Raw genomic sequence first — 15,163 nt, 5'->3', positions numbered from 1 at the left:
CGCTGGACGCTGGACGCTGGACGCTGGACGCTGGACGCTGGACGCTGGACGCTGGACGCTGGACGCTGGACGCTGGACGCTGGACGCTGGACGCTGGACGCTGGACGCTGGACGCTGGACGCTGGACAATACAGTATTACCCTTAATAGCTTAATGTGAAGTAAATCCCTTCAATTAAATGATTTTTACACCACCGAAAAATCAATTTAATAACCTGAAAAATAACGAATAATTCTATTTTTTCAGACTGAAAATCACCATGCATTTAGCCAAATTCAAATTTTTTTCTGCATAGAATGTGTTACCACCTTTGCTCTAACCTAATTTAAGGTTGATATCTCTCACGTGTTGAATGCTACATGCAGCCCAGAAGTTTCGAGAGCTGATTGTTACTACCTAAATATCCAGAATTATCTACATTTTTAGATAAATTCTCACTATTCCAGTTTATCTCTCAATCACATATCGTGCATTATGCTTCTCAGAGTCAGAGTCAGAGTCAGAGTCAGAGTCAGAGTCAGAGTCAGACTCAGGTGCCAGGTGTCAGGTGTCAGGTGTCAGGTGTCAGGTGTCAGGTGTCAGGTGTCAGGTGTCAGGTGTCAGGTGTCAGGGTTGATAAAAGTCTTCATTCAAATCCTAATCAAGTTAACCGTAAGGCAATCTCTGTTTTGAACTACCAAAAAATTTCTGTTTCTTAAATTCGAGGGCTCGATGAACTCACGTATTTTTGAGCACACCTTCGTTTGTAGACACAAAAGTCGACGTGCCCTGAAATAATAAAGCCCGCGAGTTTTATCAATAGATTCCAATTTATATGAGATGTGAGTGTGGTGTGCGTGATCACAATGGTGGCAATACCAACGTCATATTCAGATGAATTGTTATTGTCACTTAAATTAATCAGATCAAGAGTTAGCAAGTTCATACACTGAATTATTCTGAGTAGCGTGTTTTTAAAAACTTAATGCAGAGAAGAAGCTCACATCATTGATGTGAGCTAAATGTGCAGCAGATGCACTTTGAAATTAAGAATTTTTTATAAAATTCATTCAGGGTTAACGAGTAAATAAAATATTGAAAATATCTGCGCATCACATTAGCTACTTTTTAAGAGTGCGGTCACAACTTGTAGCGCATGATTCTATGAACAGCGTCAACTGTTACCATTTAAAGTAATTAGATAGAAGGGAAGGGAAGGGAAGGGAAGGGAAGGGAAATCGTATTTTGTCTGGCAATCGCATAGGGGTGATAATTTGAAAATCACTGCAATCAATAAAGCCGCTTTAATATCAAAGCGTGTGCAGTCTAGGATAGTCACCAACATTTTGGACAATCATTACATTTATCAACTTGATTGTAAGCCACGATTTTTCAAACAAACCAATGAACACCTTTTGTTTAAATATCATGCTAAATACGATAGGGTAGGGGAGTTTCCTGAAACGTGGATTTCATGATCTGATCGGTTTGGTGAAAAAAAATACACCTATCCAATTGATTTTATTGACATATTCTCACTAGCCACAAAATCATCAAATAATAAAAAAATCCACTTTTATTGATTTTTACCTAAAAACTGGCATGCGGAAGCTTTTTTAGTACAATACAACAAATCATTATTATTGAGGTGCTTATGAAGCGTGATTACGGTGACGTGTTTGACATCGCCAACCGTGCGAATGGCATGCTGCACGGACTCAGCAGCCATATCGAGCAGCAGCGTCAGGAATTTAACCAGCAAGGTTACTACCATACCTTTACTCGCAATGCCGTCGCTAACTTACCGCTGCTGAGTAAACATGCGGTTGCTGCAGCCATCAGTGAGATGGAAGAGGCGGGTTACGTTTTTGGCAGAAAGCAGACCGGCAGCACTTCTCAATATGCTATGAGCATTCAAAACGTTGTCGATATCTATAAGCATCGCAAAGTGCCCAAATATCGCGACAAACATAAAGATCCCTTCGTGGTTTTTGTAGTCAACCTCAAAGGTGGCGTGTCCAAAACCGTCACGACCGTTACCCTGGCACACGGTTTACGCGCTCACCCAGGCTTGCTGCATAACGATCTGAGAATTCTGGTGATTGATTTGGATCCGCAGGCCTCCAGCACCATGTTCCTCAGCCATACCAACAGTGTCGGATCCGTGCTGGAAACCGCTGCTCAGGCAATGCTGAACGATGTCAGCACCGAGCAGCTGCGTGAGCAGTTTGTGAAACCCACAGTGATGCCAGGCGTCGATGTGATGCCCGCCTCTATAGATGATGGCTTTGTCGCCAGCGACTGGGATGCACTGGTTGCTGAGAATCTACCTGGGATCGCACCCTCTGAAGTTCTGCGCCGCAACGTCATTGATCGTCTGGCTGAAGATTACGATTTCATCTTTATCGACACCGGCCCGCATCTTGATGCATTTATGCTCAATGCCATTGCTGCCAGTGACTTACTGCTTACGCCGACACCGCCAGCACAGGTAGATTTTCACTCAACGATGAAATACCTGACGCGACTGCCGGAAATGCTTGAGCGCATTGAAAACGAAGGGATAGAGCCGAGATTGAAGGCGAACATTGGCTTTATGTCGAAGATGACCACCAAACACGACCATATTACCTCTCACAGCTATGCACGTGAGGTTTTCACAAAATCGATGCTGGATGCGGTATTGCCCCGTTTAGATGGTTTTGAGCGCTGTGGTGAGTCGTTTGACACGGTGATCAGCGCAAATCCGACTTCGTATCCAGGCAGTGCCGATGCACTCAGAAAGGCGAAACAGGAAGCCGAGAATTTTTCACGCGCTGTATTTGACCGCATTGAATATATCAGGAGTACCAAGTGACCGAACCCAAATCACTCAAAAGAATTGGCCGCACCATGGGCCAATCCCAGATGTCGAGCTTTATCAACAGCGGCAATCAGTCACGCGTATTCACCCTGAAATCCGGTAACACGGCGACATTCAGTCGCCAGCTCATCCCTAGTGGTGAAGTGGAAACCAAAACTTTTGTTGACGCGCAGGTGAATGGGCGAGATCAATCAGCACTCACCGAAGAATCAGTGAAAGACATTACGCGCACCATTGAGTTGCAGCAGTTCTTCCCGGCAATTGGCCGTCTGGTGGATGGCCGCATTGAAATCATGGATGGATCTCGTCGTCGTGCTGCTTGTCTTTTTGCCGGGACGGGCCTCGAAGTTCTGGTGACCGAGGATGAAATTGATATCAGTGATGCCCGCCAGCTGGCTGCTGATATCCAGACAGCAAAAGAGCACAATCTGCGTGAACTGGGTCAACGTTTTCTGATGATGGAAGCGCAGGGCATGAACAAGACCGAGATCGCGAAAGCAGAAGGGATCTCAAACGCCAAAGTGACGCGTGCATTTCAGGCAGCGTGGGTTCCTGCTGAATTCATCGAGTTAATTCCAGTGGTTTCGGATCTCAGTATTCCAGACTACAAACTGCTGCTGGATGTGGCAGAAGAAGCGAAAGCAGAGGGTGTGGCGGTTAAAGAGGTTGTCGCTCAGGTAAAAGAGCGAATGGATGACGATCAGGCGCTGCATAAACTGGCTTCCGATGATCAGAAAACCCGGATCCTGTCGTTTTTCACCACCGCGAAAAAGCAGTTGGTTAAACCGGTGAAAAACAAGAGTGTCACCACTGAGAAGTTTGGCCATTTCTCTGATCGTACTGCTTACGCTAAACGCAAAACTAATGCAGAAAAACGCCATGTGCAGTATGAATTCCACCGTTTGCCTGCCAATACGCTGGAAGAGATCGATATTGCCATTAAGGCGATCCTCTCTAAGTCTTGATCAGGCTCCTTCATACAACGCAAATCCCAAAAAGGACGTGGTTTTCACGTCCTTTTGTTTTAATAACGTTCCCACATTTCATTAATCCACCTTCCGTTTGAATCTGTGCTCCTAAGCGCTTCAGCAACGTTCTAAGCGATTTAAGTTCAATTCCCGTGTCTGGCAAGCCAAATTCCCTTAACGCGCCAAAAACCGTGTACAGGCAGAATTTACGAACATCTGATTGGTGATGGTGTGTTTATCCAAAAGCTGGGCTCATTCATCCAGCGAGTTATACAAGGGGATCTTTTCTCGGGATCGACATTCATAATTGAACGAAATCACCGTATTCCGGCTGAAACCTGCTTAACAGTCTCATTTAACGCTGATTTTTTATCCCCTTTATCCACAGGGTAGATCCAATTATTCGATCATAATGAGATCCCATTGAGATCAAAGAAGATCCCGGATCGCTGCAGGCCTTGATATGACTGGGCTGAAAGGGCCTCAATAACCGCTATAAGGAGTAAACTAACCGCTGTGGAGAGGAAAATAACCGATGAAATGAGTGAAACAACCGATGAAGAGAGTGACTGATAACCGCTGTAGTGAGCAGGCAAGGATGAAAGCTGTGTGTAACTGGTTCTGCTGTGCATAACTATGTTTTATGCAGCGTGATTGACTGAAGGTCAGCCGCCGTTTTCCAGAAAAGGTTATCCCCATTATTCACTGACCCGATCCAAGAATAGATCCTCATAAGATCATAGAAGTTCCTAACAGATCCCCACTACGGTTAAAGCCTTGTGCCGTAAGCCCTGAGGAGATATCGGTAACCGCTATAAAGAGTAAACTAACCGCTATAGAGAGTAAATTATCCTCTATAGAGAGTAGTCTAACCGATGAAGTGAGTGCTAGTATCCGCTATAGAGAGTAAACGCGCGATGTCCCTGTGTATAAACCGGATCCTCGAAAATGTCGGAAAATGAGCTAAAAAACAACAAGATAGTTGAAGCCTTTTCAGAAACAGATAAACGAACTGGCGAACTGGTTGTACTTACCCCCAACAGAGATAACACTGTTCAACCCGTTGCTTTAATGCGATTGGGCCTGTTCGTTCCTACGTTAAAATCGACCAATAACCGTAAAAACGACACGACAGCCGTCACTGATGTCACGAACGAGCTTAAGTTGCTGTCGCTCGTTAAATCAGAAGGTTATGAGAAGATCAGGATCATTGGCCAGCGACTCGATATGGACAATGATTTCAAGACGTGGGTCGGGATCATTCACGCGTTTGCAAAGTACAACGTCACCAATGACAAAGTCGTTTTACCCTTCGTCGAGTTCGTCAAGTTGTGTGGCATTCCTTCCTCTCGATCTTCAGCCAAGCTGAGGGAGCGACTGGAAGCTTCGCTGATCCGCATTGCATCCAATACCATCCAGTTCGGTACTGCTGACAAAGATGAACTCTATGTCACGCATCTGGTGCAATCCGCTAAATACAGTGTCAAAAAGGATACGGTCGAGCTTCAGGCCGATCCCAAGCTGTTCGAGCTGTATCAGTTTGATCGCAAGGTATTGCTCCAGCTACGCGCCATAAACGCTCTGGCTCGTAAGGAGTCCGCTCAGGCGCTTTATACCTTTATCGAAAGCCTGCCTCCGAATCCGGCTCCCATCTCCATGGCGCGACTGCGACAGCGTCTGAATCTGACATCTCGTCCCATCACGCAAAACGCGACCGTACGCAGGGCGATGGAACAGCTTAAAGACATTGGTTACCTTGATTACACTGAACTAAAACGCGGCAGCTCCGTGGTATTCCACATTCACTATCGCCGGCCTAAGCTCAAACCTGCAGAGCTGCCACTCAAGCTGCCGGACATTCTCGAAGATGAGCTGGAGTTGGATGATCCTATCGAGACCAATGATGTTGCTGCAGTCAGCGAGCCGCAGGGTGAAATGGTGATGCTGTCAAAAGCGGAGCTGAAGATCCTTGAGGAAATACGCAAAGGTAAAGTGAAGTAGTCTTCTATTAGCCCCCATTTGATAACCGCTATAGAGAGTAAGTGCTCTCTATAGCGGTTATTTGCTGCTGCAATCCACGTCGTTCACCTCCCACATTCACTGCTATCAAGACATTTGTGACCCAGTAACCACTATAGAGAGTAGGCTTGTACTCTCTATAGTGGTTATCCGGAAGTCGCTCACAATTCGCACCATTACCAGCCCAAAACCCGCAATGTGACTGCTTTCAGTGTGATAGAAGAGGGGACTGCCATCATGGAATGATCCAGGATCGTCGCCAGGTTTTAACAACCACTATAGAGAGTAGGTATGTACTCTCTATAGTGGTTGTTCGGCTAAAGTGACGTTATCACTTCTATCTTATTGAGTTTTTGGGGGATTATTGAGGGATATTTGTTCAGATAACAGTCTGATTTATGTTCAGTTTCCTGTTGAACTCAACATTTATTGTTTTATTATCATTAGCTTATTCACTTTCGCGGCGTAAAGCTGCTTTTCCTTCTCCAGATATCCACTATAGAGAGGAGTTACTCACTATAGTGGATAGCATTGCTGGTAGGTTTGATGAGCGGCTTAACCTGTGATCCTGCTTACACCTACGCGATTGCGGGATTTTCGCATCCTTTAATAACCGCTATAGAGAGTGAGGTTGCTCTCCATAGCGGTTATTGGTTTTCCTTGAATTAATTTAATTATCTGATATTAATGAGTTATTTGTGATGTTTGCCTTTATGGCTAACCGCTATAGAGAGTAAAATTTTAATGAAATGCACATATCGGAGGAACCGGAAGATCCAATAACGATCGCAGGATCGTTGATTTGCTGGGCAAAGGATCAAACATCCACTATAGAGAGTAGAAACAACCACTATAGTGAGTAGCTACTCTCTATAGTGGTTATGTTTAATCTAGCCCCCTGGTGGTTACTAACCTCGCAAGTCTTGGTAATACTGTTGTTAGTGGTTACTAACTTAAAGTGTGCGTTGCCGGCGTGCCTGGATTGGATCCCCTCATCACAAATGTGAGTTTGGATATGAAAAGCGGGGTTTACTCTCTATAGTGGTTGTTCCACAGGATCAACTCGCACGACGCGATCCTGTTCAGGTGTAGCTCCCCTTCATTTCACGCTTGCAGTCGCTCATCATGACTCACTGGCCAAATGTCGGACAGGGCTCAAAACAGTGATCGGTGCTTGTCGAAGTGAAGCTGGAAAATATAGATCACCGTTAAGGGCACTATCATCAGCGTGATCAACAACCAATACAGCATGTCGACCAGGCTTCGTAAGCGATAATTCAAACTATCAATTTTTTGCCAAAAATGTGCAGGTGCAATCCAGAGACCAATGCGTTCAATCGCAACTTTGGCGAATGGAAAGAGGATCACCGAGATAACCAGCGGGACATAGAACCATAAAGGGGAACGATCCTGAATGAAATTGAGCATCAGGATAAAGGGATAGAAGCAACCGATCAGGGTGTTCTTGATGAAGGTGAGGCTGCGGAGATACGTTAAAAAAGGGCCATAGTGTTTACCTTCATCAACTTGCATCCGCTGCGCCGGGTTTCCACCGCGCAGTCTTTTCTTACGTCGTGACATGATAGGGCAATGGCTTCCTTGCTATCGGCGTTGGAAATTTTTCCTGAGTGGTAAAGGCCGGTGAACGTGAACTCAGTGGGCGCTTTGACCTGTCTTCATTATTAGTGGGAGTATCTGTTGGCCGGTGAGCGGCGCTAATGGCAACGAAGAAGTATCGGATGGATGGAGCCAGGTGATCTCTTCAATCTCAGCCGCTGGCGTAATCGTTGTGGTGGGTGCAAGAACAGTGAATATTATCGGCGATAAGCGTGTGCCCAGGCTCATTTGCAGCTGTGTCAGTGAACTGGCCTACATATTGGGTATCCTGCTCGGTGACATTGATTTGCAGTTCCTCTTTGAGTTCACGAATCAATGCAGCTACAGGCCGTTCAGTCGACTCGATTTTCCCTCCGGGCTGCATGAAATAACGGGTACCGCGCTTGCGGACTAAAAGTACGCGCCCCTCCGTATTGATCATGATTGCCGCCGCAATGCGGATAACCTTGTCTGCGATCATCTTCATCCTCCAGTCTTTGTTACTGCGCCTTCGTGCCGGGTTGGTGGAAGGGAGGGAGGAGTATAGCGCAAGTGAGAATGGTTATTAATTACATGCTTGATAAATCTGTTCGCTTTTTACCACTACGCGCAGCGAAGTGGATGTGAGCGATTAGTGTAAATGAATTTCATTCTCAACTATCATTGTTTTGCGACCCGCGTGATCCATTCCAACTGCAACAAGGGAGGCAGTCAGTGTTATTGGCAATCAGGTACGTCTTTGCATCCAGCCCACTTCGTATTACCGCACTTATCGCTATCGTCCTTCTTCAGGGCCTGATACCGGCGCTTAATGTCTTCATGACAGGAAAGATAATTAACACACTTCATGCGCCTCAAATCAGTGACCATGCACTGATGTTCAGTGTTGCTATCTGGTGTCTGTCTCTGCTGGGTATTCAACTAATGACACCGCTGGTAAATCTCATTCAGGGTGATGTGACGGAAATTTCGACCAGCCATTTCAGTGCAAATATTATGCGCAGAATGAATGAATCTTTCACGCTGAGCCTTTTTGATAACAAGGAACGTTACGAACAGCTGGAATTTTTGAAAAAAGAAGCGGCCTACCGACCGCTTAATTTCATCATTTGCATTATTTACTCATTCAGGGCCGCCGTAATGGCTGGAAGCTTGCTATTGGTGCTGATTGCGTATTCAGGAATTGGGGCGGCCATTTGTGCCTTGTCCGTATTACCGATGATTATGATCAATATCCATATCCAGAAAAAATACGTACACGAGTTATTCAAAAACTCTAAGGACGCTATCGCAATGCGTTACGTATATGGCGTTAGCATGGATAAAAGCTTTTTACAGGAGATCCGACTCTATGGACTGGGTAGTTATCTGCTAAAAAAATTCTCGGGGTCAGCATCGAATACTTATCAACGTATGCACCAGCAACGTGTCAGGGCGTTGATTACGCCCATTCTAGCCATGCTGATTAGCCTGGTGATGCTGTTTGCCGGGGTTTATCTTTTCCTGAGCAATCTGCGCAGTAGTGATATCGCAGTGGGCGCGTTAGTGATGGTGTTTCAGTCCATTGTGATGATGAAATCGCATCTGGATGAAATTGCGAATTACGGTGCCAATCTGACATCAATGGGCAGCTTTTTTAATAGTTACCACTCCTTTATGACCGAGGAGATTGAACCCGTCACCAACGGCCAAAAATTACTCCCAGATAACACGCCGTTCTCGCTCAGTATCAAGCACCTGAGCTTTGGTTATGAAGGCCGGAGCAAGAAGGCCTTAGACGGCATTGACCTTGAGATTAGGGCGGGCGAGAAAGTGGCGATTCTGGGGGATAACGGAAGTGGCAAGACCACGCTGATTAAAATGCTGCTGCGGATGTATGCCTATGATCAGGGTGATATCAGCGTATCCGGTGTTCCGCTGCAGAGTCTGGAGATTGATGGATACCGTCAGCAGGTGGCAACCGTGTTTCAGGACTACGGTAAGTATGAATTTACCGTCGGTGAGAATATCGCACTGAGTCAATATGACACAGAAGCACACTCCGCTCAGGTTGACGATTTACTCAGTAAAGTCGCGTTTCCTCATCCGCAGCAGACCCGCCTGGGTAAGCAGTTTGGCGGAGATGAGCTTTCAATCGGGCAGTGGCAAAGGCTGGCGATCGCGCGTGCGTTATACCGAAAAGCTAATCTGTTCATTTTTGATGAGTTTTCATCCTCGCTCGATCCAGAAACTGAACATCACCTGTTTAATGAAATCCTTTCACTCGACACGACGGTTATCGCCGTAACTCACCGTCTGGGAAACATCAAAGAGTTCGACAGAATCGTGGTCATGGCGGATGGAAAAGTGATCGAAAACGGGAGTTTTGCTCTGTTGATGGGTAAACAGGGCAAGTTTTATAATATGTGGCACGCTCAATTTAAATCGGTCATTGCTGAATCGGCGTAATGCAATCGTCGGAACTGCCTTGAAAGAGAAGCCAGTTCATGCTGTTAATCCGGTGCGTCATAAAAAGGCTTTCTTCAGAAGTTTGAATAATAATGGCGCATTGGATTAAATATTTGAAACCTGTCATCGATAGAAACTGGCCTGTCAGGCAGGTCAGTTTCAACATGGCGTCTATAAAATAAATTTGATTATGGCATTCTAAAAATCATCACAGAAATACATATCTTTATTCAGACGTTCTTGTTTAACTCCCTTCGTCATTTTTACTGATATCAATTGGTAATCATTCCTGCGCGTTATCAACACCAGGCAGCAAGAAATATCCTATAGTTCAGCCTTTTTAGCGGGTAATGCCAGGCAAGCTTTCGCATTTCTCTTTATCTGCTTAACTGAATGCTGGATAAAGATGATGGGGATAAGGATGGATAAAAAAGACACGCGCGAACAGGCAGGGCTCCTTTATCACTCCCTCATCAGAAGTATCACGCTTGCAGGCATTGTGCTTATCGCCGCGGTGTTAGGTATCAGCATATGGACGCTGCATCAGGACTGGAATGATACCGTCAGGCAGAGTGAAGAAACAGCGACGAACCTGGCGCTGTCGCAGGCGCGGCAGGCGGAAGACACCTTCTTGCAGACTGAGCTCGCGATGCGTGAAATGCAGCGGGACGTTGAATCGCAGCTGGTGACCGGTATCAATAGTGGCAATCTGAGCCAGACCATGCGGGAGCTTCAGGGGCGATTGCCACAGCTGCACGGCCTTTTCTATTACGACGCTCAAGGCAAATGGATTGCCACCTCTGCATCGCAGATACCGGCAGACATCAATAACTCCGATCGTGAGTACTTTAGGTTTCAACGCGACAATCCGCGCAACAGCATTCACCTCGGTCCGGTGATCCGTAGCCGAAGCACTGGCGATCTGGTGATCCCCGTTTCTCTTCGCATCAGCGATGCGCTGCGCGGGTTTCAGGGCGTTTTACTGGCTACGGTGAAAGTCGATTACTTCCGGCACTTTTACGCTTACTACGAGATGGGGGCGAAGGACGTACTGGTCCTGATGCTGGCAGACAGTTCGGTGTTATACGCACGGCCGATGCCTGATAGTTTTATTGGCAAAGATCTCTCTTCCAGTCACCTGTTTCAGCAGATGCTGCAGGGCACCAACCGCGGAAGCGGGCAGTGGACCTCAGCCCTTGATGGCAAACCGCGCATCTTTGGTTTTGCACGATCGGATCGTTACCCGCTAGTGGTTGCAGCAGGGTATGACACGCATAGCCTGTTCATTAAATGGATGAAAGGTCGCGTTCAGGATGTGTTGCTGAGTCTTGCCTTGTTATCCGCTATCGTTGCCATGGGTGTTTTCGTGCTGCGTCAGGCACGGCACAGCCTGCATTACCAGCTTGAGCTAACAAGTCTTCGCGATGAGCTAAGCGCAGCCAACCATGCGCTGAACAGACTGGCCCATGCTGATGCGTTAACGGGGCTTGCGAACAGACGTGCATTTGATCGCTACCTGAATGAGTGCATTCTGGCCGCTGATAAGCACAACGAGCCGGTTTCGCTGGTGATGATCGATATCGATTATTTCAAACGCTATAACGACACTTATGGCCATGTGGCCGGGGACGAATGTCTGAAGCGTGTGGCGCAGGCGATTAACGGCATCTCCTTGCGCGGTACCGATTTGGTGGCACGATATGGAGGAGAAGAGTTCGCCATCGTTCTGCCCGGTGCCGATATTGAACATGCGATGAAGGTGGCTGCTGCTGCGGTGCAAGCCGTACGTGAGCAGGACATCACACATGCCTCGTCTCTGTTACCTTCTCAACGGGTGACGCTGAGCGCGGGATGTGCATCGCTGAATACAGAGAGAGAAAATCGCTCGTCTCAGATGTTGATCAGGCAGGCTGATATGGCACTTTATTCTGCTAAGCAGGCGGGCAGAAATCAGGTGAAGAGCGAAGAGTCATATCTCAATAATTAAAGCTGATAGCAAATGCAGCCAGGTTTATTGGGGCAGCCTGGCTCAAATTCATCGATGACATCTTACGCGCCAAATCCGCCATCAATCGTGTGCATGGCACCTGTCACGAATGAAGCTTCCGGGCCGGCAATCCAGGCAACCATTCCGGCCACTTCTTCAGGCTTACCGTGACGCTGGATGGCCATAAAACTGTGCATAAGCTCCTTCATCGGGCCGTCTGCTGGATTCATATCCGTATCGACGGGTCCCGGCTGGACGACATTCACCGTAATTCTGCGTGGTCCAAAGTCTCGTGCCAGACCGCGTGCTAATCCCTGCAGAGCGGATTTGCTGACGGCATAGGCGGCGCCTCCTGGCATTGGCATCCGGTCTCCGTTGACGGAACCAATGACGATAATACGAACGCCCTCAGGCATCTGGCGGGCGGCTTCCACAGCTGCATGATAAGGTGCGTGAATGTTGATGCGGAAGAGGTGATCAATGGCATCGCTTTCCAGCTCTAAGGCATCCCCAAATATTGCGACGCCCGCATTCACCACCAGCACATCCAGAGGCCCGGATTCGCGTACCAGCTTAGTCACGGCATCGCGATCGGCGCTATCCGCCTGAACCGCTTTACTGCCCGTGTCTTCCGCCAGTTTTACTGCCACTTCGCGCGAGCCGGCGTAACTGAATACTACCGAAGCACCATCGGAGGCAAAACGCCGCACGATTGCCGCACCAATGCCCCGACTTCCGCCCAACACCAGTACCGATTTGTTTGTAAATACCGCCATTAGTGTGTCCCCAATTGTATTGTAGTGACCATTACAATATTATTGAGTCAGTCAGGTTGTCAAAGGAATATGTAGTGATGACTACAAAAATTAGCCGTACGCCAGGCCGCCCACGCAAGTTCGATGCGGAACAGGCGGTATGCATTGCACAGAATTTGTTTCACTCGAGTGGTTACGACAGGGTGAGTGTGGGGGATTTGACCAGAGCCTTTGGTATCAATCCGCCCAGCTTTTATGCCGCCTTCGGCAGTAAACTCGGGCTTTACCGCGTGGTGCTGGATCGTTATGCCCAAAATGGCGCTATCAGTCTCAAAGCGCTTTTGCGTCACGATCGCCCGGTGGCGGAGTGTCTCTCTGCAGTTCTGAATGAAGCCGCAAGTCGCTACGCTGCCGATCCGGAAACGACCGGATGTCTGGTGCTGGAAGGTATCCACAGCGATGATCTTTCTGCGCGGGAGGTAGCCTGTGGTTTTCATACGGCAGCCGAGAAGATGTTCCATGCCTATATTTCTGAACGCTATCCGGAACAGGCCGTGCGGGTAACAGATTTTATGGTGACGATCATGTCGGGCCTGTCGGCTCGTTCACGGCATGGCGCCAGCGCCGAGCGTTTGCAGGAGACATCGCGCATGGCTGGTCAGATGCTGGCGCAGTTACTTCCGGTTTAAGGCGGGCACTGCTGTCGTTGTTGGCGCCGTTGCGAAAGAAATTTTCATTTTTGCGTTCAAAGACGACTGGCGTAATCGCTGCAAAGCCCGTCATCCAGGAATCGTGGTTACTGATAGGGATAACTAAGGGCTGATATCTTAAACGGGATGATAAAAGGAAGGCGGCTGGCCGGTTACGCGGCGGAACATGGTGGCAAAAGACGAACCATTGTCATAACCCAGCGATAAAGCGACCTCATTCACCGACTTGCCCTTAATGAGCAATGACAGCGCGCTGACCACACAGGCTCGCTGACGCCAGGCAGAGAATGTCATGCCGGTTTGCTGCAGGAAATGGCGGCGAAAAGTGCTGGCACTCATAAACATCGTTTTTGCCCAGCGATCGGCAGGATCGTGGATGCAAGGGATAAGCAGGAATGCCTGGCACAGCGCCAACAATGCGGGTTGTCGTGGCAGGGGGATATCGAATTCTCGCGCCGGCATCGCTGCCAGCTCGAGTAACAGCAAGTTGATCAGCGCGCATTCGCGTTCACTGCCATAAAGCAGCGGTAAGTCCACTGCGTCCAGCAGCAGCTGACGTAACAAGGGCGATACGCTGATAACCTCGCAGCGAATGCGGTCACTTATCCGAGCTGCGCACGCAGGAGTGATGTACAGGCTTCGCGTCGTCACGCCGACAAATTTCACCGCATGCAGGGTTTCCGGCGGGATCCACACCGCATGCTGTGGCGGCACGACCCATTCTCCGTCCTGAGTTGATACATGCATCTGCCCCGTTGCGCCATAAAGCAATTGGGCTCGGCGGTGCTGGTGGGGGGCCAGTACAAACCCCTGCGCATAGTCATTCCCCATCGCGACCACATCACGTTCTATCCAATCGACATCGTCAATGCTTGTGTTGCGCACGTTCACTCCTTATGACTGATTGGCAAGGGTAATTGAGCGTTGCTCAAATGGGAAGTGGGTCAGGCGAGCGTTAGGCTATGGCTTTATTTATACGTGGAACATGCCCTTGAACGATACTCTCATGATTGTGCTGGCTGGTTTTACCACTGGCGTTACTACAGTGCTGTTTGGTTTTGGTGGCGGCTTTGTTGTCGTGCCTTTTGTTTATCAGTTGTTGCGTGGGCAGCCTGAAATGGCAGGCAATGCGATGCATATTGCCGTCGCCACCTCGACGGCGGTGATGATATTTAACGCAGGGTGGGTGAGCTATCGAAACTGGCGAGCGGGCACCATCTCAGTACAGGCCTGTTTTCCCCTCATTTGGTTTATCGCTATAGGTGCGGTAGTCGGATCATGGCTGGCAGGCTTGTTAAACGAACAATGGGTTCGTTCACTGTTTTCCCTTTATATGATGGTCACGATTGCTGATTGCCTGCTGCGTAAAGGTTTCTTCAGTGGTAGCACGCCGCGCCGGCTATCGAGGGCCACAGTGACAGGCGGAGGCATACTCATCGGTTCAATTGCTGCGATGTTGGGCGTGGGTGGAAGCGTCATGACGGTACCGTTATTGCGACGGCATGGCTATCCGATGCGGGAATGCATCAACGTGGCCAATCCGCTTTCGCTGCCGGTGGCGCTTTGTGGCACCATCACTTATGCCATCGGCGGCTGGCAAATAATTCCGGCAAATGGTTTCCTCGGATTTATTAGTCTCAAAATTGTTATGTTGCTGGTGGTCACAGGATTTATCGGCATTTTAGTTGCACAAAGATACATTCCCGCCGTGCCGGATGTCTGGCATGCGCGAATTTATGTGCTGTTATTGAGTGTTGTGCTTGTGGCAATGGTGCTGTAATTGAATTGATTTATGATGCAATGAAATGAAGCTCGCCACGGTCTTTATGCTACTAATG

The 15,163-nt window shown here is 48.2% G+C and carries 10 protein-coding genes and 1 pseudogene; 7 read left to right on the top strand and 4 right to left on the bottom strand.

Features of this window, described 5'->3' with window-relative positions; all coding sequences use genetic code 11:
* The first annotated feature begins 1,633 nt into the window (after positions 1 to 1,633).
* The 3 genes from LBW88_RS24995 (at position 1,634) to LBW88_RS24985 (ending at position 5,811) form a co-directional block, all read left to right on the top strand.
* Positions 1,634 to 2,836: an AAA family ATPase gene (locus tag LBW88_RS24995; protein WP_200575183.1), complete on the top strand. Its 1,203-nt coding sequence runs from the start codon at positions 1,634 to 1,636 to the stop codon at positions 2,834 to 2,836.
* A gap of 35 nt (positions 2,837 to 2,871) precedes the next feature.
* A complete protein-coding gene (locus tag LBW88_RS24990) occupies positions 2,872 to 3,807 on the top strand; it encodes a ParB/RepB/Spo0J family partition protein (protein ID WP_224934705.1) in 936 nt (311 codons plus the stop codon).
* A gap of 951 nt (positions 3,808 to 4,758) precedes the next feature.
* Positions 4,759 to 5,811, top strand: a complete 1,053-nt coding sequence (locus LBW88_RS24985) for a RepB family plasmid replication initiator protein (protein WP_058962421.1) — start codon at positions 4,759 to 4,761, stop codon at positions 5,809 to 5,811.
* Positions 5,812 to 6,984: 1,173 nt separating this feature from the next.
* Here LBW88_RS24985 and LBW88_RS24980 read toward each other — a convergent pair.
* Both LBW88_RS24980 and LBW88_RS24975 read right to left on the bottom strand, forming a co-directional pair.
* On the bottom strand, positions 6,985 to 7,410 hold the full coding sequence (locus tag LBW88_RS24980) for a colicin E1 immunity protein (RefSeq protein ID WP_224934584.1): 426 nt from the start codon (positions 7,408 to 7,410) through the stop codon (positions 6,985 to 6,987).
* Positions 7,411 to 7,482: 72 nt separating this feature from the next.
* Positions 7,483 to 7,906: pseudogene (locus LBW88_RS24975) on the bottom strand (NUDIX hydrolase).
* Between the two features lie 233 nt (positions 7,907 to 8,139).
* Here LBW88_RS24975 and LBW88_RS24970 point away from each other — a divergent pair.
* Positions 8,140 to 9,873 (top strand): ABC transporter ATP-binding protein, encoded by a 1,734-nt coding sequence (locus LBW88_RS24970; RefSeq protein ID WP_224934582.1) that lies wholly within the window; start codon positions 8,140 to 8,142, stop codon positions 9,871 to 9,873.
* Positions 9,874 to 10,294: 421 nt separating this feature from the next.
* Positions 10,295 to 11,860, top strand: a complete 1,566-nt coding sequence (locus LBW88_RS24965) for a sensor domain-containing diguanylate cyclase (RefSeq protein ID WP_224934580.1) — start codon at positions 10,295 to 10,297, stop codon at positions 11,858 to 11,860.
* Between the two features lie 62 nt (positions 11,861 to 11,922).
* On the opposite strand, the gene bdcA is transcribed toward LBW88_RS24965, so the two are convergent.
* Positions 11,923 to 12,636 carry an SDR family oxidoreductase gene (gene bdcA, locus LBW88_RS24960; RefSeq protein WP_224934578.1) on the bottom strand — a complete coding sequence of 238 codons (714 nt, stop codon included), beginning with the start codon at positions 12,634 to 12,636 and terminating at the stop codon, positions 11,923 to 11,925.
* A 77-nt stretch (positions 12,637 to 12,713) separates the two neighbouring features.
* Between bdcA and LBW88_RS24955 the strand changes: the two genes are divergently transcribed.
* Entirely contained in the window at positions 12,714 to 13,304 is a 591-nt protein-coding gene (locus LBW88_RS24955; RefSeq protein WP_224934576.1) for a TetR/AcrR family transcriptional regulator, read from the top strand.
* Between the two features lie 138 nt (positions 13,305 to 13,442).
* Here the strand turns inward: LBW88_RS24955 and LBW88_RS24950 are convergent, their stop codons facing one another.
* Positions 13,443 to 14,210 carry an AraC family transcriptional regulator gene (locus LBW88_RS24950; protein ID WP_224934574.1) on the bottom strand — a complete coding sequence of 256 codons (768 nt, stop codon included), beginning with the start codon at positions 14,208 to 14,210 and terminating at the stop codon, positions 13,443 to 13,445.
* A gap of 106 nt (positions 14,211 to 14,316) precedes the next feature.
* Between LBW88_RS24950 and LBW88_RS24945 the strand changes: the two genes are divergently transcribed.
* Positions 14,317 to 15,105 (top strand): sulfite exporter TauE/SafE family protein, encoded by a 789-nt coding sequence (locus tag LBW88_RS24945; RefSeq protein ID WP_224934703.1) that lies wholly within the window; start codon positions 14,317 to 14,319, stop codon positions 15,103 to 15,105.
* Positions 15,106 to 15,163 lie beyond the last annotated feature (58 nt).

Origin of the sequence: Pantoea sp. alder81, assembly GCF_020179835.1 — a bacterium.
Taxonomy (GTDB): Bacteria; Pseudomonadota; Gammaproteobacteria; order Enterobacterales; family Enterobacteriaceae; genus Pantoea.
This window is presented reverse-complemented; position numbering and strand designations above follow the sequence as displayed.